Source organism: Vagococcus sp. WN80Y (assembly GCF_059621045.1).
Genome location: NZ_JCAQHY010000124.1, coordinates 1 through 20,576, shown reverse-complemented (window position 1 = coordinate 20,576; position 20,576 = coordinate 1). Strand labels below are relative to the sequence as shown.

19 protein-coding genes are annotated in these 20,576 nt (G+C 36.5%); 9 read left to right on the top strand and 10 right to left on the bottom strand.

What is annotated here, in order from left to right:
- Nucleotides 1-329 precede the first annotated feature (329 nt).
- From AC5KOD_RS05685 to AC5KOD_RS05670, 4 genes are all read right to left on the bottom strand, one after another.
- Nucleotides 330-671, bottom strand: coding sequence for a hypothetical protein (locus AC5KOD_RS05685; protein ID WP_496913569.1), 342 nt, complete (start codon nucleotides 669-671; stop codon nucleotides 330-332).
- Nucleotides 672-794: 123 nt separating this feature from the next.
- A complete protein-coding gene (locus tag AC5KOD_RS05680; RefSeq protein WP_496913568.1) occupies nucleotides 795-2,369 on the bottom strand; it encodes a response regulator transcription factor in 1,575 nt (524 codons plus the stop codon).
- A 4-nt stretch (nucleotides 2,370-2,373) separates the two neighbouring features.
- Nucleotides 2,374-3,816: a sensor histidine kinase gene (locus AC5KOD_RS05675; protein ID WP_496913567.1), complete on the bottom strand. Its 1,443-nt coding sequence runs from the start codon at nucleotides 3,814-3,816 to the stop codon at nucleotides 2,374-2,376.
- Nucleotides 3,817-3,829: 13 nt separating this feature from the next.
- Complete coding sequence (locus tag AC5KOD_RS05670; protein ID WP_496913566.1) at nucleotides 3,830-4,801, bottom strand: ABC transporter substrate-binding protein; 972 nt, start codon at nucleotides 4,799-4,801, stop codon at nucleotides 3,830-3,832.
- Between the two features lie 252 nt (nucleotides 4,802-5,053).
- Between AC5KOD_RS05670 and chvE the strand changes: the two genes are divergently transcribed.
- From chvE to AC5KOD_RS05630, 8 genes are all read left to right on the top strand, one after another.
- Nucleotides 5,054-6,154 (top strand): multiple monosaccharide ABC transporter substrate-binding protein, encoded by a 1,101-nt coding sequence (gene chvE, locus AC5KOD_RS05665; RefSeq protein WP_496913565.1) that lies wholly within the window; start codon nucleotides 5,054-5,056, stop codon nucleotides 6,152-6,154.
- Nucleotides 6,155-6,216: 62 nt separating this feature from the next.
- Nucleotides 6,217-7,749 (top strand): multiple monosaccharide ABC transporter ATP-binding protein, encoded by a 1,533-nt coding sequence (gene mmsA / locus AC5KOD_RS05660; RefSeq protein ID WP_496913564.1) that lies wholly within the window; start codon nucleotides 6,217-6,219, stop codon nucleotides 7,747-7,749.
- Nucleotides 7,750-8,943 carry a multiple monosaccharide ABC transporter permease gene (gene mmsB / locus AC5KOD_RS05655; protein WP_496913563.1) on the top strand — a complete coding sequence of 398 codons (1,194 nt, stop codon included), beginning with the start codon at nucleotides 7,750-7,752 and terminating at the stop codon, nucleotides 8,941-8,943.
- Nucleotides 8,944-8,958: 15 nt separating this feature from the next.
- Complete coding sequence (locus tag AC5KOD_RS05650) at nucleotides 8,959-9,297, top strand: PTS sugar transporter subunit IIB (RefSeq protein WP_496913562.1); 339 nt, start codon at nucleotides 8,959-8,961, stop codon at nucleotides 9,295-9,297.
- A gap of 154 nt (nucleotides 9,298-9,451) precedes the next feature.
- A complete protein-coding gene (locus AC5KOD_RS05645; protein WP_496913576.1) occupies nucleotides 9,452-11,017 on the top strand; it encodes a xylulokinase in 1,566 nt (521 codons plus the stop codon).
- Between the two features lie 7 nt (nucleotides 11,018-11,024).
- A complete protein-coding gene (locus tag AC5KOD_RS05640; protein WP_496913561.1) occupies nucleotides 11,025-11,720 on the top strand; it encodes an L-ribulose-5-phosphate 4-epimerase in 696 nt (231 codons plus the stop codon).
- 23 nt (nucleotides 11,721-11,743) lie between these two features.
- On the top strand, nucleotides 11,744-13,171 hold the full coding sequence (araA, locus tag AC5KOD_RS05635) for an L-arabinose isomerase (protein ID WP_496913560.1): 1,428 nt from the start codon (nucleotides 11,744-11,746) through the stop codon (nucleotides 13,169-13,171).
- A gap of 356 nt (nucleotides 13,172-13,527) precedes the next feature.
- Nucleotides 13,528-14,166 (top strand): Crp/Fnr family transcriptional regulator, encoded by a 639-nt coding sequence (locus AC5KOD_RS05630; protein ID WP_496913559.1) that lies wholly within the window; start codon nucleotides 13,528-13,530, stop codon nucleotides 14,164-14,166.
- A gap of 241 nt (nucleotides 14,167-14,407) precedes the next feature.
- On the opposite strand, the gene AC5KOD_RS05625 is transcribed toward AC5KOD_RS05630, so the two are convergent.
- The 5 genes from AC5KOD_RS05625 to AC5KOD_RS05605 all read right to left on the bottom strand — a co-directional run bounded on the left by AC5KOD_RS05625 (nucleotide 14,408) and on the right by AC5KOD_RS05605 (nucleotide 17,410).
- The gene (locus AC5KOD_RS05625; protein WP_496913558.1) at nucleotides 14,408-14,926 is read right to left on the bottom strand and encodes a hypothetical protein; all 519 of its coding nucleotides are present in this window, start codon (nucleotides 14,924-14,926) and stop codon (nucleotides 14,408-14,410) included.
- Nucleotides 14,927-15,030: 104 nt separating this feature from the next.
- Nucleotides 15,031-15,753: a hypothetical protein gene (locus tag AC5KOD_RS05620; RefSeq protein WP_496913557.1), complete on the bottom strand. Its 723-nt coding sequence runs from the start codon at nucleotides 15,751-15,753 to the stop codon at nucleotides 15,031-15,033.
- Nucleotides 15,750-16,433 (bottom strand): ATP-binding cassette domain-containing protein, encoded by a 684-nt coding sequence (locus AC5KOD_RS05615; RefSeq protein ID WP_496913556.1) that lies wholly within the window; start codon nucleotides 16,431-16,433, stop codon nucleotides 15,750-15,752. Before AC5KOD_RS05615 ends, AC5KOD_RS05620 begins: the two co-directional genes overlap by 4 nt.
- Nucleotides 16,434-16,467: 34 nt before the next feature.
- A complete protein-coding gene (locus AC5KOD_RS05610; RefSeq protein WP_496913555.1) occupies nucleotides 16,468-16,821 on the bottom strand; it encodes a GntR family transcriptional regulator in 354 nt (117 codons plus the stop codon).
- A gap of 13 nt (nucleotides 16,822-16,834) precedes the next feature.
- Entirely contained in the window at nucleotides 16,835-17,410 is a 576-nt protein-coding gene (locus AC5KOD_RS05605) for a hypothetical protein (RefSeq protein WP_496913554.1), read from the bottom strand.
- Nucleotides 17,411-17,792: 382 nt separating this feature from the next.
- Here AC5KOD_RS05605 and AC5KOD_RS05600 point away from each other — a divergent pair, with 382 nt between their 5' ends.
- Complete coding sequence (locus AC5KOD_RS05600) at nucleotides 17,793-18,302, top strand: GNAT family N-acetyltransferase (RefSeq protein ID WP_496913553.1); 510 nt, start codon at nucleotides 17,793-17,795, stop codon at nucleotides 18,300-18,302.
- A 103-nt stretch (nucleotides 18,303-18,405) separates the two neighbouring features.
- Here the strand turns inward: AC5KOD_RS05600 and AC5KOD_RS05595 are convergent, their stop codons facing one another.
- Nucleotides 18,406-19,215, bottom strand: coding sequence for an IS30 family transposase (locus AC5KOD_RS05595; RefSeq protein WP_496913552.1), 810 nt, complete (start codon nucleotides 19,213-19,215; stop codon nucleotides 18,406-18,408).
- Nucleotides 19,216-20,576: the final 1,361 nt, after the last annotated feature.

Genomic DNA, 20,576 nt, shown 5'->3' with positions numbered 1-20,576 from the left:
TAAAATTGACAAAACGACTAATGCTCACGCAATGGATGACTATTTCCAGAAAACCTTCAGTCATTTAGTTTTAGAACAAGTGTGACAATGGCTGGTAAGAGATCATATCGGAACGAATGGCTTCAGCCAACATTCTACCAGATCAAACCTTAAATAGTGAAACGCATATTTGAACTGAAACAGGGGGGGCACGCGCTCCTAACTTAATAGGTTAAAAGAGTTGCGATTAATGTCAGAATCACTTGATTGACGGTGCCTTGCTCATCTTGTGAGTGGAGGTTCTTGATAGTTAAGTTTTGCTTCAAGTCTTTGAAAAAAAGCTTAATTTGTCATCTTGCCTGGTAGATATCGGCTAGTTCTTGAGGCTTTAAGTCAAATTGATTTGTTACCAGACTTAGAATTTTTTGGTCCTTGGTCACAATTGTTATGGGTTGAAAATGTGAGTTCGCATAAGATTTTCTACAATCAAGAGAGATATGTTGCTCACTAATAATCAACACATCGTGAGTGTGATAGCTTGTGATTTCAATGTGGTCAATCGATTGAATACCTACTCCTTGGCATAAGCGTTGGCCAAGTTTCATACTGTAGTAATCATACTGTTGAATGACTGTTTGAGCATTCGGAAAAAACCATTTTTGGAAAGAGGTTTTTGAGTGATACTTATCCACGGTATTGATCCTTTATATTGGTCTTAGGTAAGTCACCCAAATCCAATATAAAGGATTTTTTTGCTCATGAGTCGTTTTAAATCAAAGTTTTTTCTGTTTTTGAAAACCTTTGCAAAACTAGTGCTAAAAAGTTTTTTTACTATTTCGATAATGTTTAGGCGAGACGGAGACTTTCTTTTTAAATAAATAGCTAAAATAATTGGGATCACTATAGCCAATCGCAAAAGCGATAGTGCTCAGTCGGTCATCCGTTTCTTTCAGTAATTTTTTAGCTAATTCAATGCGAGAATTAGTCAAGTAGTCAATAAATGTCGTGTCCATGGCTTGAGAAAAGATGGTGCTAAAATGGGCTGGACTAAGAGAAACTTCTTCTGCTACTGAATTTAATGAAATATCAGGATCGGTAAACTGTTGATTAATATAATTAAGGGCTTTTTGAATGACGCTCCGATATTTAATCATCTTAGGATTGATTTTATTTTCTGTTAAGTAGTTAATCAGCGGAGTTGCCACTGCTTGAAAATTATCGACTGTCATCGAAACTGTGGATAAATACTCAATGTTACTCAGTTGTTTTGTATTAAGTTGATGGGTATTGGGTTCTTTTTTTCGGATGAGACTAACAAGCTCAATTAATACAAAAAATCGATATAGGCGGTTTCGCTCTTCAGTGTCACCGGGAATACCAGTTAATTCAGAAACCAAATCAGGTATTTCAAGTGGATTTAGTGCAGATAATCGGTCGGCTAAATCTAATTTGAAGGGGTTAGTCGGTGAAACTTCACCCTCTTGAATATCGTCTTCATAGCTAATGATTTTTTCAGTCCGTAATTTACCATATGTTTGGATTAAATGTTCCGTTATTTGAAAGGAGTTTTTAATGTCGCTAATCCGTTCTACTACGGTCCCAAAAGCGACAACAATTTCATAAGACTCTTCTTGCTCTAGTTCATGGATTAGCGTATTAGCAATTTGATAACACTTTTCAAGTAATTCTTTCTTATCAGGATGAAATACTAGAAATTTAATATACTCAGATGAAATACTGGAGAAGATAATAGTAGGATCTGCTTCAAACAGGACATTTAAATAGTCTGAGAAACGGCTATAATCCGCAAAGTTGGCATCGTATTTATTGGTAGCAAGTAAAACGATAAATTTATTGCCAATAAGGTGTCGATTTAGTTGTTTCGTTTCTTCAATAGCTTCTGTGACGGTTAACTCTCCGCGATAGAGGCCATTTAGAAAATGATTTTTTTGTAGCTCTACTAGAAAAGAAGGGGATGTTTCAGTTACAGTTGTTGTGCGTTCTTTCTGGCTATCTAATTTTTTAATCACTTTTTCTAGTGCACTTCTTAGTTCTTCTTCTTTAACAGGCTTTAATAGGTATTCATCCGCACCTAATTGGATGGCTGTTTTAGCGTAGTCAAAATCATCATGGCCACTGATAAAAATGATTTTTAACCAGGGCATGATTTTTTTTGCTTCACGGGCCAAAGTTAGTCCATCCATAAATGGCATGCGAATATCAGTAATTAAGATATCAGGCTTGATATCTAGCATGGTAGCTAGGCCTAATTCACCATCGGCTGCTTCACCAGAAAAGGTAATGGGGTAATCCACCTTAAATGAGAGTAATAGATTTCTAAGATTATCTCGAATCAAATGCTCATCTTCTACAATAAAAACTTTATACATAATGTCAACTTCTTTCTGTAAATTCTTTGTTTACTTTAGGAACAATAACTGTCATGACAGTTCCTTTTTGATAAAGACTATCTACGGTTAAGCTAGCTGAACTACCATAGTAAAGCAAGATTCGTTTGTTTACATTGTATAAACCATAGCCATCTTCAAAGGTTGTGTCAATTCCCTTCGCTAACTCATTTTTGACTTCAAATAAGCGCTCCGGTGTCATCCCAATCCCATTATCCTTTATTAAAAAGTATAGAAAATCCGCATCCTCATAACCAATCAACTCAACAATCCCTTGCCTGCGAACAAATTTAGTTCCGTGATAGACAGCGTTCTCAATTAATGGCTGCAAGATCATTTTTAAGACATCGTATTGTGCGAGTGCTTTAGGAATATTGATATGATAGTCAAGTCCCTCACCATAGCGTATTTGTAAAATGGTTAAATAGTCAGTGACATGCCGGACTTCTTTTTCAACAGAAATCCAGTCTTTTCCTCGACTTAAAGAAATTCTAAAGAAGTCAGATAAGGCGTAAATAGTTTCTTTCACTTTGTCGATCTTCCCTTGCTCGACTAATGTTAATAGGGCGTCAAGAGTGTTGTAAATAAAATGTGGTGTGATTTGAGCCTGTAAGACGCGAACTTCACTTTGGGCCAAATGATATTGTTTTTCAGCATTGTCAGTTATCAGACGATCAAGTTCAGTGGCCATCTGATTTAAACTATTGGTTAAGGTATCTAATTCCTCAACTCCAGTTGCTTCGACGCGATAAGTTAAATTCCCCTTTGATAAATTATTGGCCATTGTAACAAGGGTTTCAATTGGTTCTTGAACGTGAGCTGTTAAGGTTCGTTTTGTCCAGAGTATGAAAAAAAGAATAACAATAAAAATAAGACCTTGCACGACTAAAAGAATGGTAACGGATTGGGCAATATGATCATTTTTTTGGCTGGCTAGTTCAATTTCAAGTTGAACAAATTCTTGTAAGACGTTGTACAATAGATCATTAACGGAATCAATTTGAACCATAATTGTGTCATTATCAGCAACTGGCTGCTCAGTTTGTAAATTATGAATCATGTCGTCTAAATAAGTTTGAATGGTATCGAGGGTTCGGTAAGATACCTCAAGAATTCGAGCTTCACTTTGATCGGTCGTGTTAGCCTCGATTTGTTTAATGTCCTTTCTGACATCATTGAGAATATTTTTAGCCTCAGGACTGTCCGCACTTGTTTGTCCAGATGCTAAATCCCACATCTTAACGAGAATGTCATCTTTCACAATCGATGACACCTCATTGGCAGCATTAATGTTTTCAACAACTTTTTGATATGTGTAAAGTTGCTTAGTGTAGAAAAAAGTGTTGAAAATTAAAGGAAGGAGTGCAACAACTAAAATTAAAATATTTTGTTTTTGAAAAATCTGTTTAATACTTTTAGATGTAAACATCAGTCTGCCTCCTTTAATAATTTCGGGTGGGAATATTATCTAAGCCGTTTTGATCAGAGAAAATAGTTTCTGGCATATAAATTTCATGGGGGATAACCTTGCCGTCTAAGTAACGCTCAATGGCTCGCGCTACGTAATAGCCAGCATGAGGGTTACATTCAACTACGCAATTAACTTGTCCCGTTTTAAGTTTTTTTATGATGTTTTCTTGGCCGTCAATTGTCACAATAATTAAGTCTTTTCCAGGTTGAATCTCTGTTTTTTCAAGAGCTTCTAAGGCGCCTAAGGTCATCTCGTCATTATGACTGTATAAGACGTCAATATCTTGAAGTTGATCTTCTTTGATTAATTGTCTAATCATTTCCTTTCCTTTGTTACGGGTATAATCACCATAAACCGTCTTTTTAATAGTGATTTTGGAATCTCGACTGAGAGTCTCACGAAAGCCATCACTTCGTAAAGTCGTTGGCGAGGTATTTTGTAAGCCACTGAGCTCTAAGACATTAATCGGTCGTTGTTCTTTTGCAAAAAAATTAGTTACATAAAGACCAGCTCGATTTCCCTCGGCTTTAAAACTCGGCCCTATATGAGATAAATAAAGATGACTACTTGTCGAAGTGATATCACGGTCAACCAAAATAATCGGGATGCTAGCTGCTTCCGCTTCTTTTAGAACAGGCTCCCATCCGCTTTCGGTTAAAGGAGAGAAAACAATCAGGTCGACACGATAGGCAATAAATGAGCGAATGTCTTGAATCTGCTGTTCTTGATTCATTAAACCGTTACGATAGAGTACCTGATAGTCATTTTTTTTTAGCTCGTCTAAAATTGAACGAGTATGTGCTTTTCGCCAAGAACTCTCAGTCCCTGACTGCGAAAAACCAATAACGATGTTATTTTGTTGCGGGGCTTCTTTCGAGTTGCAGGAGCTAAAAAGGAGACTAGACAGAATAACTAATAATAGAATTACATGATTTTTTTTCATAAGTAAGCTCACCATCCTTGTAGTAACAGCTTAATTGTAACAAACTTATCAGCTATTAAAAACCGCTTACACGATTAATTAGTGGATTCGAAAAATAATCAAGGTTTTCAAAAGATAATCAAGTTTTTAGTTATGTTAAACTCACCATTCGAAAAAAGACCAAGTAAATTCTAAAGTAATTATATGGAAACGTTTGCTTTTACTTGTTAAGCTAAAGATACAAAAAATAAGAGAGTTTAAGGGGGAAAAGGAATGAAAAAGAACGTTAAACGAAGTCTTGGGTTAATCATGACATTAGTACTAGGGGTGTTTCTAGCGGCCTGTGGATCAGGTAATTCCGGTTCAGGTGGTAAAGGAGATGCTAAAGCTTATATTGGAATTGCGATGCCAACGAAATCTGCTGAACGCTGGATTGGCGATGGTAACAATATGGTGGAGCAGTTAGAAAAATTAGGTTATAAAACAGATTTGCAGTATGGCGAGGATAAAGTTGAAAATCAAGTAGCACAAATTGAAAACATGATTACTAAAGGGGTTGACATTATTGTCATTGCCTCGATTGATGGCTCAGCATTAACGGATGTTTTAGACAAAGCCCATCAAGAAGACATTAAAATTATTGCTTATGACCGTTTATTGATGAATTCACCTTACGTTGATTATTATTCAACCTTTGATAACTTTGGTGTCGGGGTTTTACAAGCATCATATATTGAAGAGCAGCTGAAACTAAAGGATGGTAAAGGTCCATTTAATATTGAATTATTTGGTGGCTCACCTGATGATAATAATGCGTTGATTAATTACAACGGTGTTATGTCGGTATTCCAACCATACATGGATAGTAAACAGCTTGTTGTGCCTTCTGGGCAAACAAATTTTAATCAAATTGCAACCTTACGTTGGGATGGCTCAACCGCTCAAGCACGAATGGACAATCTTTTAAGTGCTAATTACACAGATAAGACGTTAGATGCGGTTTTATCACCTTATGATCCAATTAGTTTAGGGATTATATCATCTTTGAAAGGGATTGGTTATGGGGCTAGTGATAAACCACTACCTGTTATTACCGGACAGGATGCCACTACAGCAGGGGTGAAATCGATCATTGCCGGCGAACAAACACAGACTATTTTTAAAGACACACGAATTTTGGCTAAAAATACAATTGAAATGATTGAAGCGATTGTCGAAGAAAAAGAGGTGCCAGTAAACGATAAAGAAACGTATGACAACGGTGAAAAAGTGGTGCCTACCTACTTAGCAAATCCGATTTCAGTCGATAAAGAAAACTATAAAGCTGAATTAATCGAAACAGACTATTATAAGGAATCTGACTTAGCAAAATAGTGAAGCAGGCTGCGAACGACTTGAGCGTTCCAGCCTGGTTTCTTAATTAAGGGAGTGACGAGATGTCTGATAATATATTGGAAATGAAACACATTGTTAAAGATTTTTCAGGTGTCAAAGCGTTGAATGATGTCAATGTTCAAGTTAAACGCGGTGAAATTCATGCCTTATGTGGCGAGAATGGCGCGGGCAAATCCACATTGATGAATGTTTTGAGTGGCCTTTATCCCTTTGGTAATTATCAAGGTGATATTGTATACAATGATGAAATCTGTCAGTTTAAAGATATTAAGGATAGTGAGGCAAAAGGGATTGTCATTATTCATCAAGAATTAGCGTTGAGCCCATACTTATCAGTTAAAGAAAATATCTTTTTAGGAAATGAACAAGGGAAACACGGTGTCATCGATTGGGATTTAACAGAGAAAAAAACCGAAAATCTTTTGAAAACTGTAGGGTTACATATAGACCCTAATACCTTAGTATCACAAATTGCTGTTGGGCAACAACAGTTAGTCGAAATTGCCAAGGCTTTTTCTAAATCAGTCAAACTCTTGATTTTAGATGAACCGACTGCGGCATTAAATGAAGAAGAAAGTGCCAACTTGTTGAGTTTAATTGAAGAATTCAAGCGTCAAGGTATCACCTCGATTATTATCTCCCATAAACTAAACGAGATCGTCAGAGTAGCAGATCGAATTACAATCATTCGTGATGGTCAAACGATTGAAACTCTTGAGAATGAAGAAGTGTCAGAGGAACGAATTATCCGCGGTATGGTTGGTCGTGAATTGACTAATCGTTATCCTGAGCGTTTTCCAACGATTGGTGAAACGTATTTTTCAGTCAAAGACTGGACCGTTCATCATCCAATAGATAACACTCGAATTATCAATGATAAGATTAATTTTTCAATTAAACGTGGCGAAATTGTAGGCATTGCTGGTCTAATGGGGGCTGGCCGAACAGAGTTTGCTATGAGTTTATTTGGTCACTCTTATGGTAGTAATATTTCAGGAGCTGTCTACAAAGAAGATCAAGAAATATCAGTTAAAAATGTCCCTAAAGCGATTGAAAATGGTCTGGCTTATGTTTCAGAAGACCGAAAAGTACTGGGCTTGAATCTGTTGATGGATATTCGTGAAAATACGACCTTAGCGAGTCTTAAGAAAATTAGTCATAGAGGGGTATTAGACAAGGAAAAAGAAGTCACTGTTTCGGAAGATTATCGCAAGCGAATGCGAACGAAAACCAGTTCTATTTATCAAAATGTAGGCAGTTTAAGCGGTGGTAATCAGCAAAAAGTTGTTCTGTCTAAATGGTTAATGACTGAACCTGATATTTTATTTTTAGATGAACCAACGCGTGGTATTGATGTTGGAGCCAAATATGAAATTTACACAATAATTGAAGAAATGGCAGCAGTAGGCAAGTGTGTCTGTATAATTTCTTCTGAATTACCAGAAATTATTGGCATGTGTGATCGGATTTATACGATGAATGAAGGGCGGATGACAGGTGAGGTCATGCGAGCAGAAGCAACACAAGAAAAATTGATGAGTTTAATGACGGCTGAAAAGGAAGGTGTTTCATAAATGGAACAGGGACAAGAGAAAAAGAAGAGTTTCAATTTCAAGGATAAAGCGGTTGAGCTCTTCAGTAAATATAGCATGATAATTATTTTGGTTTTTTTATTAATTGTCTTTCAAGTCATGACAGATGGGATTTTTTGGCGACCGTTGAACATCACCAATTTAGTCTTACAAAATAGTCATATTTTAGTTTTATCTGCGGGGATGTTATTAGTAGTTCTTTTAGGTCACGTTGATCTATCAGTCGGTTCGGTCATGGCTTTTGTTGGAGCAATCGCGGGTTATCTAATGGTGAACTTCGATTTAAGCCCAATGATTGCCGTTCCAATTTGCCTTGCAATCGGTGCTTTAATTGGCGCATGGCAAGGGTTTTGGGTCGCTTATGTGGGGATACCAGCCTTTATTGTGTCTTTAGCCGGTTTATTAATGTTTCGTGGATTGACTCAAGTTGTCTTAGGCGGGCAATCACTAGCGCCATTCCCAGTTACTTTCCAAAAAATTTCAACAGGCTACTTACCAGATATTATTGGTGGGGATCACTTACACTTTTTAACGATGGTTTTAGGATTAGTGCTAGCTTGTATGATGATTTATGGTCAGTGGCGCACCCGCAGTAAACGGCAAAAAAATCTTTTTGAAGTTGAATCAGTAAATGCATTTATTTTAAAAGCAATGTTTACTGCGTTAGTTATTTTAGTTGTTACTTATATTTTTGCAGCGTATAAAGGCTATCCAATAATCCTAATTATCTTAGGTGTTATTGTGGCTGTCTATGGTTTTCTAACGAATAAAACCGTAGCAGGACGACAAATCTATGCAACGGGTGGTAATCGTAAATCAGCAGAATTGTCAGGAATAAAGACCAAAAAATTAACATTTTTAGTTTTTATCAATATGGGTGCCATGGCTGCGTTAGCAGGCCTGATTTTAGCCGCTCGTTTAAATGCTGCAACACCACAAGCCGGTGTTTCAATGGAACTTGACGCCATGGCAGCTGTTTACTTTGGTGGTGCCTCGACTTCAGGTGGAATTGGTACTATTATGGGAGCGATTGTCGGTGGGTTAGTGATGGGAGTTCTTAATAATGGGATGTCTATACTTGGTATTGGAGTCGATTGGCAGCAAGCTATCAAAGGCTTAATCCTGTTATTAGCAGTTGTATTAGATATCTATAATAAGAAAAAGAAAATTTCTTAAAAAGGGGCAGTCAGAATGTCAACTAAGGAAGATCAAACGGTACTTTTAATTTGTACGGCGGGAATTACAACGGGGTTATTAGTCAAAAATATGCAGAACGCTGCTGATAATCAAGGGTTAAAGCTTCATATTTATTCAGCGCCTGCTATTATTGCCGAGCAAATTATTCAAAATCAACATTTAGATGCATTGTTAATTGGTCCGCAGTCAAAATATGAAGTGGCCCGATTGAAAGATTTTTTAACTGTCAAAGCAGTTCCCTACAAATTAATTTCCAAAGAAGACTATGAAACCTTGAATGGAGAGGCCGTTTTACAAGAAGTATTATTGCTGTTAAATCAATCTAAAGACTAACGTACAGGGCGTTATAACTTCGATAATTGACGTTCGGACATGTTTATTAGGAGAATAAGAAAAATAAACGATCAAATCATAGCAAGAAGTAATACGAGGAGGAAATAGCGTGAGGGATAATAAGCAACGAATTAGAGAAGAGCTAGCAACGGGTATGACAACTCTGGGGATTGAATTTGGTTCAACACGGATTAAAGCTGTTCTAATTGATTCAAATTACACACCGATTGCTTCCGGCAGTTTTGAATGGGAAAACCAATTAATTGATGGTTATTGGACGTATTCGCTTGAAGAAATTTGGCAAGGTTTACAACAATGTTACCAAGGATTAGCAGAAGAGGTTGCCCAGACTTACAATCAATCAATAGAGAAAATCAGGGCAATTGGCTTCAGTGGCATGATGCATGGCTACTTGGCATTTGATAAAAATGACCAGTTATTAGTCCCGTTTAGAACATGGCGCAATTCAACGACTGCCCAAGCGGAAAAAGCTTTAACCAATCTATTCAATTACAACATTCCCCAACGTTGGAGTATTGCTCATCTATATCAGGCGATACTAAATGAAGAGCAGCATGTGAAAGATGTTTGTTATATCACTACCTTGGCTGGTTATGTCCATTGGAAATTGACTGGAAAAAAAGTCTTGGGGATCGGAGACGCTTCTGGAATGTTCCCGATCGATAGTGCAACGAAAAATTATGAGCAAGAGATGCTAACAACATTTGCTCAAACAATCGCTGAGTATAACTATCCGTGGAACTTGGGGGACATTTTACCTGACGTGTTAGTGGCTGGTGAGAATGCTGGTCAGCTGATGACTGAGGGCGCAAAGCTTTTGGATAGTTCTGGCAAGCTTCAAGGAGGGATTCCACTTTGCCCGCCAGAGGGGGATGCTGGCACAGGTATGGTTGCGACTAATGCTGTTGCGGAACGAACGGGTAATGTGTCTGCTGGTACGTCGGTTTTTGCAATGATTGTTCTTGAAGAGAAATTAAAGAACGTTCATCCAGAGATTGATTTAGTTACCACCCCTTCTGGCAGTTTAGTAGGAATGGTTCACGCTAATAATTGTTCATCAGATATTAATGCATGGGTTAACCTTTTTGATGAATTTGCTACTGCTATTGGTCAGCCACTTGATGCAAATCAACTCTATAGCACACTCTTTAGACAAGCGCTTGAAGGAGATGAAGACGGTGGTGGTTTGCTCTCATATGGTTACTATTCCGGAGAAAATATTACAGGTATGGCTGAAGGGCGACCGCTCTTTGTTAGAACGCCTGAAAGTAACTTTAATTTAGCCAACTTTATGCGTACTCACCTTTTTTCGGCTTTTGGTGCGTTGAAGATCGGAATGGATATCTTACTGAAAGAGGAGCAAGTAAGGATTGATCGGATTTTGGGACATGGTGGAATTTTTACAACAAAAGAGGTCGCTCAACGAATACTATCAGGAGTTATCAACGTGCCTGTTTCAGTTATGGAAACAGCTGGTGAAGGTGGAGCTTGGGGAATTGCTTTATTAGCAGCATATCAACTTTTTCAAGATAAATTAAGTTTACAGGATTATTTGGAAAGTAAGGTTTTTGCAGGTGATAAAGGCATGACTGTTTCACCAGAAATAAGTGATAGCCGTGGTTTTGAAACCTTTATTAAGCGTTATCGTAAGGGGTTGTCAATTGAACAAGCTGCCTTGGACAATTTAAGACAGGAGTGAAGTCGGTATGTTAGAACAATTAAAAGAAGAAATCTTGCAAGCTAATTTGGAGCTACCAGAACGTGGATTGATTAAGTACACCTGGGGGAATGTAAGTGGGATTGACCGTGAAAAAGGTTTATTCGTTATCAAACCTAGTGGTGTTGATTATGACAATATGACCGCAAGTGACATGGTAGTTTGTGATTTAGATGGGAAAGTGGTTGAAGGGCTGTTAACTCCCTCATCGGATATGCCAACCCATGCTGTTTTATATAAATACTTTGGTCAAGTCGGTGCTATTGTGCATACCCATTCGACTTGGGCGACAATTTGGGCACAGGCAGGACTAGATGTGCCAGCTATGGGAACGACTCATGCTGATACATTTTATGGAACAGTTCCCTGTGCACGTTTTTTAACTCAAGCTGAGATTGATCAAGGCTACGAAATGGCAACAGGTCATGTGATTGTTGAAACATTTGAACAACGAGGAATTGATCCAACGGCTGTTCCAGGTGTTTTACTTCATGGTCATGGACCATTTACTTGGGGGAAAGATGCTAAAAGTGCGGTGATGAATGCTGTCGTTTTAGATGAGGTTTGCCAGACAAATTTATATGCCCGTCAATTAAATCAGTTTGCTGAAGAGCTACCTCAACGTGTATTAGATAAACATTACTTGCGTAAGCATGGGGAAAATGCCTATTATGGTCAAAAATAAAGAGAATGAAGGAGTCGTTAACAATGTTAACTGTTAATCAAAAAGAATTTTGGTTGGTTGTTGGGTCACAACATCTATATGGAGAAGAAGCATTACTAGAAGTAAAAGCACATGCAAAAGAAGTTGTAGACGGCTTAAACAATAGTGGGAAATTACCTTACCCAATCCGTTTGCAAGAAAAATTGGCTGTTACGGCAGAGGCAATTACCCAAATTATGAAAGAAGCAAATTATCGAGATGAAGTAGCGGGTGTGATTACGTGGATGCATACATTTTCACCAGCTAAAATGTGGATACGCGGCACAAAAATGTTACAAAAACCATTGTTACATTTAGCAACACAGTACAATGAAAGTATCCCGTGGCAAACGATTGATATGGATTTCATGAATTTGAATCAAAGCGCTCATGGTGATCGTGAGTATGGATTTATCAACGCCCGCTTACAAAAAAATAATAAGATTGTGGTTGGTTATTGGCAACGTGAAACCGTTCAAAGACAAATTGCCGAGTGGATGGATGTGGCAGTGGCTTATGAAATGAGTTTTGGCATTAAGGTTGCTCGTTTTGGTGATAATATGCGTAATGTTGCCGTAACGGAAGGTGATAAAGTTGAGGCACAGATTCAGTTTGGATGGGTTGTTGATTACTTTGGTATAGGTGATTTGGTTAATAGTGTAGACCAAGTAACTGAAGAGGAAGTGGAGTCTGTTTTTGCTGAATATAAAGCGTTGTATGACTTCGATTATGGTGATTATGTGGCCGAAAACTGGAATCAGCATGTTAAAACACAAGCGAAAATAGAAATTGGCTTACGTCGGTTTCTAGAAGCTGGCAATTACACAGCCTTCACTAGTAATTTTGAAGACCTTTATGGCATGGAACAATTACCTGGTTTAGCAGTTCAACGTTTAATGGCCGAAGGTTATGGTTTTGCTGGTGAAGGTGATTGGAAAACAGCAGCAATTGATCGCTTGTTGAAAATCATGGCACATAATCAAAATACTGGTTTTATGGAAGATTATACATATGAACTGACACAAGGGAAGGAAGCTATTTTACAATCTCATATGATGGAGGTTGATCCAACTTTAGCAGTTAATAAACCTAAAATTGTTGTGTCCCCATTAAGTATGGGGAACCGTGAAGATCCAGCACGGTTAGTTTTTGATGGCAAGGCTGGTGAAGGCGTAGTTGTCTCAATGGCTGATTTTGGCACTCATTACAAATTATTGATTAATGAGGTATCTTTATTTGAGCCAACAGAACCGGCACCACATTTGCCAGTTGCCCGTGTTCTTTGGGAAGTGAAACCAGATTTTGAAACGGGTGTTCGTGCTTGGATTGAAAATGGTGGTGGACATCATACTGTTGTATCGTTAAATCTAACAACGGAGCAATTGGTCGCTTGGGCTAAAATGGTTGATTTAGAATATGTTGTAATTAAATAAAGGAAATAAAAGACCTCTCATTTAGCTTGAAAAAACTAAATGAGAGATCTTTTTTCTCCCACCAATATAACGAATGACAAATGCTTTGCTTTAAAAGTAGCTTCACAATTAACTGTAACTGATCTTTCGACACGATGCTCTTTATTAAACAAAGCTACTACTTTTCAATCGGTAATGGGGAGAGTATTTCACTATATCGCTGAATGGATTATATTAAAATTTCAATGTCAAAAAATGGCGGTTGATATATAATAGTCATAGAGAATACTCTTTTTTAGTTGATTTCATCCCTTGTGTCACGAGGCATTGAAATTATAAAATGGATACAACCTACTTAAATGTGAGGGGTGTAATTGATGGAACATTTTAAAAACAATAAAAGCATAATCGATTATTTAAAATCATTAGGGCCCTTTACCGAAGATTTTCAAGGGTTAACCATGTTTAAAGACGAGTATGTTATTATCACATATGAAAAATCAGACTATCTTTTTTTATTACAACATGGACTAGCAGTAGTTGATATTTTAGAAGAGAGTACTCCTTATATTTCGGCTTTCATTTTTGAAAATGATTTTTTTGGCTTAGATACTTTCTCTAGCTATCAGACTAAAAATCATGCCATTAAAATAATTAGCCCCAACGCCAAAATAATAAAAATAAAAAAAGACTTCTTACTGTCTGCTCTTAACGAAAAACCGGAACTTTATGCATTGTTGTTAACCAATTTTGCAGATGTCTTTCAACGACACTATCATTTTTTTGATTTTTTACATTTAACACCAGTTGAACGAATTAGAAGAACTTTGTTGTATCTAAGTGATTTTATTGGCGAACCAACCGAGTCTGAGCAACTTAAACTCCCTAAAGAGATTACTCAACAGATACTAGCCCGTTTTTGTCGTACCTCTCAATCACGAGTCTCACTTTGCTTAAAAGAACTTCATGAAACAGGCTTTTTACAGACAAAGAAAGCACCTTTTATTATCATTTAATATCTAAATTTGTGGAGAAAAAAGTAGAGAGTTGAGCTACTTTTTTCTCACTCCCCACTAATTTCACAGCATTGATATAGACTATTTCTCGCTACATTTAACTAAGAGCAATGTCTATATATATCCTGTTATATAATCGAGAGTGCCCGTTTTACTTCCAGCTAACCCAAACTGAAAGTCCCGCAAGCACTCTCAATTATTTCGATCTTTAGAGAGGATATATATTTCCGACTTTATATATTTATTCTTTTATGAAAGCTAGTATGTTACTTGTAAACTGATCGACATTATCTAAATTCCTCGATGCTGCTGTAAAAGCTTCAACATCTTCAGGTTGATGAGCCCACTCACCTGATTCCGCCGTCAAAAATATTCCTACTCGATCATCCTTTTTATATTCAGTAATAACTGGCAAAACATTTTCAGGTGGTTCACTCGATTGAACGGTTGTAAAGATCACTACTTTATCCCATTTATCTAATTCTTTGCTAATCTTCTCAATTGGTTGAATCTCTAGATAAATATCACTTTTTTCAATATCAGCAACAACGTTTTTCATTACTTCATTTTTAAAGGCGCGATCTTGGGTAAAAACGACCACTTTAGGGCCCTTTTCATTAGCTAAGTCTTCATTTATCACCGATGCCTCGACCGTCCCTTGAATGCGAGACAGACGGTAATAAGCAAGACCACCACCTGCCACTAACATTATACTTAACGACACTATTATACTTATTCGAACACTTTTTTTCTTAAACATTTCTTTCCTCCTACATTAAATAATTTGTCAAACTTCATTTCTTTTATCTGATAATTGTCAGCCTTCTACAAAATAAACCCACCGTCTTAATAAAAAATAGGGAATCAACGAGATTCAATAACACGCTTCTTTCTAGTATCATTTTTCCGTAAATATAGCCAGATAATCCCTGCAGACACACTCAAATTAAATAAGAAAGTAGAGAGAGACACGTGACTGTCATTAAGAAAAGACCATTGATCGATTGCAGAAAAATAATATCGACTAAGCCCATTTCCTATAAAAATAAGAAACAGAGCTGCCCCATATCCTCCAATCATTAAGCTGTGATTCGAACTAACCTCTTTAATGACCCATTTCAATAAAATAAAATAGGCGATGAATGCCGTACAGTAGCACGCTAACAGTGGAAAAAAGAGGATAACTTGGACTAGGTTGAGTGAAACATGACCATAAGCAACAATGAACAAGCCTTCAATTAGCACTAAAATCGCAACTTCACTATAACTAACCAAAAATCGCGCCAACAGCTTATGATATTCCTTCGCTTCAAAAAAAGAAGCCGGTGTTCGTGTTTCATCGGACATATCCATTCGGTTTACTGACCATAAAATAATCATGGAACAAATACTCATAGCAAATAGTGGTAAAGGTGAGCCGCCTGCGGTAAACTCACCAAAACTGTGAGAATTTTGACGAAAAAAAGCTCCATTTCCATTGTAAAAATAGCGAATAGCCAAGCCGACAAAATTTAATAAGACAATAGCCGTTACAGCCCTAAAGAAAAATTCTTTCGTTTGATTGAAATAAAATTTACTTAATGTCATTGAGTGACCTCCCTATACAATTGTTTGAGTGACTGATTAGTTTCTTCTCTTTTTAGCTCTAAATTGTAAGAAACAAGTTGTTGTTGATCCGTAAAAATTAAGACATCTGTCATTAGTCTATCCATATCTTCTAGCATATTGGTTGTAAAAACGATCATATTATCTTCTGCTAAAGTCATCTGAATCAGTTGCTTAATATCAGTTCTTGATGAATAATCTAAATGAGAAAATGGTTCATCAAATAGATAGAGGCTAACTTTTCGCCCCAGAGTTAACACAATTTCAAATTTTTGTCGTGTGCCTGTAGACATTTTGTCAATTCTTTCTGTTAAAGGTATTTTAATAGTTGCTAATAATTCTTTTGTTTTATCGCTATCAAAATCTGCAAAAAGCCATTGAAATTCAGCTATAACTCGTTCAACTGTTTTTCGTTTATAATAATAGTTCGACAAACTGACAAATGAAATTTCCTTTTTTCTTAACAAGTGATTATCCCAGAAAATATCGCCTCTTTGGATAGGTTCAATTTGGGCTAAACTACGAAGTAACGTCGTTTTTCCAATGCCATTTCTTCCTAAAACACCGATTATACTGCCTTTTTCGAAAATAAAATTGCTGTCAAGCAAAATAGATTTAGTTGGTCCATAACTTTTAGTCAAGGACTGGACTGATAATGTCACGCTTATTCCACCTCTTTCTTTTTCGTTTATTACCTTACCATTGTGTTGCACTTATTCGATCCAGAATCGTTTTCTTTTCCAGATTTAGTTCCTTCATGTCATGACAAAATGCTTCCAAACTATCGACAAGCCGTTTTTCTCTTAATTTGTCAATAATGACTTGCTCAACCGTTACTTGTTTACCAATTCCACGGATAGTCAACAAAATCTGCCTTTGCTCCAAAACGGCATAAGCTTTTTGGACAGTTCCAGGATTAACTTGTAACTCTTTAGATAGCTCCCGTACAGAGGGGATTTTTTTTCCTGCTGACCAATGATTGGTTAAAATCTGTTTTTCTATATGAGTGATAATTTGCAAATAGATCGGGATGTTCTCATTAAATTCCATGCTTCCTCCTTTCTCACTTCACTAGCAATGAGCCAGTTGTCTCCTGTGGGTCTACAGTTACAGTTGCAACTAGTTCACTGATATTACCAGTAAATAAGCAGCTACCTGTGGCTAAATTAATATAATCAATTGGTCGAATTAACTCAGCTGGTCTCGGTAAAACGACTGCCTGACTGTTTTCTAAAATTTCAGCCACAAATTGAGAACAGAAATAATGTCTTTTTCGTTCATAGAGAATAGAATACTTACAACAGATTAATCCAATGATGTTATAGTGATAGTCATTTTTTTCTTTGAGCATCTGTTCCACTGCGTCTTTCGCTTGCTTAAAGGCTGATTCCGATACTTTTAGCTGATATAGCGCACAAGGAATATCTTTACGGTAGTCAGATAAATAGTTAGTAACACTTTCTAAAGTTAATCCTGCTGGTAACATAAAATACGGATTTTTCCGACCAAAACTATAACAGTGTGATAAGTCTTCATCAAAAGCAATCGCAACATGAGTGTAATCATCTGACGTCACTTGTTGGATTAACTTTGAAAGATAGGTGTTAGAACGGGTTAATAGTATATAAATAGTTTTCATGCTAACCTCCTCATTTTCTTAGATTATCAATTCCTACTGTATCGCTTAACCGATACTGAGGTGATGTCTTTAGTATAGATAATAAAAAAGTAACAGGTTATACCGCCGATATAATTAGGCTATTAAATTTGTGAGCTGAATGAAGAAAAGCTATTCTCAGCTATTTTAATGTCGTACTCTGTCAAATTAAGTGCAACATAAAAAAATAAAATCAAAAAAATTCGTGTAAATAGCGATATCTCATATGTTATAATTACCCAAGAGGTGATGATTATGAAAAATAATAAAAATGAGACAAACGGTGTTATGTGGTTGATGTAGCTCTCAATTAGTCTATAAATTATTTAATCAACTAATATAACAGTTAGGAGATTCAAATAATATGAAATTTCACTTAAAAAAAATGATAACAAAAGCTGAAATAGCTGATTTTTGGAGAAAAAAAAGAGAGTATGAAAAAAATGATATCTTCCCATATTTAGATGAAACAGGTGAAGAACTAAAAGAGATAGTTTCATGGTATCAGTCAACAGACTATTACAATATAATCATGGATTTACATACTAACTCTCAAAAAAACGCTAGAACATTACAATTTTCATATATATATAATGTTACAGGTGAATATATCGGATTTATAATGTATAAGATATATAACTTAGAAGATGGAAAATGTTTTATTTTAGACTTCTGCGTAGAAAAAAAAGTTCGTAATAGAAATATTGGCACAGAGGTATTCCAATTTTTTGAGCAGTATGTTAAAAAAAATGAAGAGGCGATTTACTGTGCACTAAATGTCTCAAACAACCGGAATAAACGATTTTGGAATAAACAAGGATTTGATTATCAAATTCTTAATGATCACGGTGATGATGTTTATGTAAAAAAGTAAGAATATTTAATTAACATCCAGCAGTGATGAGAAATAATAATAGCTATAATTATTTACTTGAAGAGAAATACTATTTTGATAGTATTTCTCTTTTTTTTAAGAGTCAAATTAATTCCAAGTCACTATTATGAAATACTTCGTAGGGTGTTTTCCACCCTAAACTTTTTCTTGGTCTGAAGTTTAGTTTATTGGCTACAGACTGAATAAACTCATTAGAAATAGGATCCATATCAGTTCGTTTTGGAAGGTATTCACGTACCAATCCATTGGTATTTTCATTTGTGCCCCTTTGCCAAGGAGAGGAAGGATCAGCGAAGAAACACTCAACACTATTTTCTTGTTCGATTCGATTATAATAAGCAAACTCAAGCCCTCTATCTGGCGTAATGGTTTTTTTAGTTTGGTGAGGAATCGTTGAAAATAACTTCTGAATTGTTCCCGTAACTGACTCAGCTGTTTTAGCTCCTGATTTACCAATCAGTAAGAACCTTGATTTACGATCGACAAGAGTCACAACACATGATTTGCCCTTTTTTCCTAGAACGGTGTCAGCTTCCCAATGACCTAAATCACGTCTTTTCTCGATGTTAACAGGGCGATCATGGATAGATTTGGCTGTTGAAAAGAACCCATGTCCATCTTCGTACTTCTTCTGACTCTCTAGTTTTAGTCGATTTGAAATTTGTTCAGGCGACCATTGGTAGCTGATAAAAAGGGTTTCTACAATTAGTTTTAAACTAGAATCATCCAGTAGCCTACGTCTACCGCAACACCGCTTATTTCCCTCGTATCTTCTCTGAGCGTGAGACGGAGAGTACTCAAAGTTTTCCTCTGAATGCCTACGCAATTCTCGGCTAATTGTAGCTGGATTTCTCTTTAGCAACTTTGCGATTCGCCGAATCGAATATGACATTCTTGAGTAAAGAAATATTAATTATCGTTCAGTTATAGTAAGATTTTTGTATGACGTCATCGTAAAAATCCTCCTAATGATTGTTCTCGCAAACACCATTATAAAGAAATTTTATGATGATTTCTTTGTGTTGCACTTAAACTGTAACACTACCGTAAAAAAAGAAACATATGTCCCTTTCCTGAGGAATGACATTGAGTAACAATCATTCAAAAAGAAGAATCATCTGTTTCTTAATTATAAATTTTTTCTCAAACGAGCCTCAACCACTAGTTGATCGGGTCAATCCCTAAATAGTGAACCACAAATTCCTAATTCCAGTATAATTGTTCAGATCAAAAGAGCTGCAATTAATGTTAGAATAACTTGATTGACGGCACCTAGCTTTTCTTGGGAGTAGAGCTTCTTGATGGTTAAATTTTGCTTCAAATAAGTGAAAAAAGTTAAATAGTCGCTGACTATATACGTCCCGTAAAATAAGTCGGAAATATATATCCTCTCTAAAGATTGGAATAATTGAGAGTGCTTGCGGGACTTTCAGCTTGGGTTAGCTGGAAGTAAAACGGGCTCTCGATTATATAACAGGATATATATCGAGAAGAGCTAGCATAAAAATAATGGAAGAATAAGTATACTGAACTAGTCGTATAATAGTTACCATCAGTTTTCAAGAAAACTGACAGAGGGAATAGTGAGTTTGAGTTGGTATAGGAATTATGAACCGACTTCATATTTATGTAGGTTGAGTTTTTTTGATTTTTTAGCCATCCATTATCATGTTATATAATCGGAAGTCATTAGTTAACAATTAACAACGGACACTCGATTATTGTTTTTGTATAAAGAGGTACGCCTAACCTAAAAAAGATATGAGACAATATGAAGTGTGGGTGGGAATCAGGTACGAGGCAATGTGTCAGTACTACTCCTTTTATTCTATAAAAAATCCCCCTCCTCACAACTTTTCGCGAGGAGAGGGAAGTTATATAAATGATGTTATTTAAAAAAAAAGGTATTGACAGCGTTTTCGTTTAATTGTACACTGTGGGCGTTAGGAACGACCCAGACAATTACATACAAACCATTGGCTACTATCTCCGGGGCGCCAACCCCAGAGGCAGTATGAAGCCTTGACCAATCAGCACTCACTGACTAATCAAGCACCAATAGGCTAACGCCGAAGCGCTAACACCTCTCATTATACGTAACCTTGACTTGTTTTTCTAGTCTTTTTTAAGTGACGAATAAAAGAGAGGCAGATGGAGACTCATCAAGCGGCTTATTTACGGCTGGATTCTATCCATTTTTAGCGACTATTGAAGCGATATTAGACATGACGTCTGATGTCGCTTTTTTTCGTG

Coding starts and splice junctions, on each gene's coding strand:
- mmsA (WP_496913564.1), top strand. CDS start 6,217: ATGTCTGATAATATATTGGAAATGAAACACATTGTTAAAGATTTTTCA.
- AC5KOD_RS05675 (WP_496913567.1), bottom strand. CDS start 3,816: ATGTTTACATCTAAAAGTATTAAACAGATTTTTCAAAAACAAAATATT.
- AC5KOD_RS05605 (WP_496913554.1), bottom strand. CDS start 17,410: ATGAAAACTATTTATATACTATTAACCCGTTCTAACACCTATCTTTCA.
- AC5KOD_RS05630 (WP_496913559.1), top strand. CDS start 13,528: ATGGAACATTTTAAAAACAATAAAAGCATAATCGATTATTTAAAATCA.
- AC5KOD_RS05610 (WP_496913555.1), bottom strand. CDS start 16,821: ATGGAATTTAATGAGAACATCCCGATCTATTTGCAAATTATCACTCAT.
- AC5KOD_RS05625 (WP_496913558.1), bottom strand. CDS start 14,926: ATGTTTAAGAAAAAAAGTGTTCGAATAAGTATAATAGTGTCGTTAAGT.
- chvE (WP_496913565.1), top strand. CDS start 5,054: ATGAAAAAGAACGTTAAACGAAGTCTTGGGTTAATCATGACATTAGTA.
- AC5KOD_RS05620 (WP_496913557.1), bottom strand. CDS start 15,753: ATGACATTAAGTAAATTTTATTTCAATCAAACGAAAGAATTTTTCTTT.
- AC5KOD_RS05645 (WP_496913576.1), top strand. CDS start 9,452: ATGACAACTCTGGGGATTGAATTTGGTTCAACACGGATTAAAGCTGTT.
- araA (WP_496913560.1), top strand. CDS start 11,744: ATGTTAACTGTTAATCAAAAAGAATTTTGGTTGGTTGTTGGGTCACAA.
- AC5KOD_RS05670 (WP_496913566.1), bottom strand. CDS start 4,801: ATGAAAAAAAATCATGTAATTCTATTATTAGTTATTCTGTCTAGTCTC.
- AC5KOD_RS05650 (WP_496913562.1), top strand. CDS start 8,959: ATGTCAACTAAGGAAGATCAAACGGTACTTTTAATTTGTACGGCGGGA.
- AC5KOD_RS05595 (WP_496913552.1), bottom strand. CDS start 19,215: ATGTCATATTCGATTCGGCGAATCGCAAAGTTGCTAAAGAGAAATCCA.
- AC5KOD_RS05640 (WP_496913561.1), top strand. CDS start 11,025: ATGTTAGAACAATTAAAAGAAGAAATCTTGCAAGCTAATTTGGAGCTA.
- mmsB (WP_496913563.1), top strand. CDS start 7,750: ATGGAACAGGGACAAGAGAAAAAGAAGAGTTTCAATTTCAAGGATAAA.
- AC5KOD_RS05600 (WP_496913553.1), top strand. CDS start 17,793: ATGAAATTTCACTTAAAAAAAATGATAACAAAAGCTGAAATAGCTGAT.
- AC5KOD_RS05680 (WP_496913568.1), bottom strand. CDS start 2,369: ATGTATAAAGTTTTTATTGTAGAAGATGAGCATTTGATTCGAGATAAT.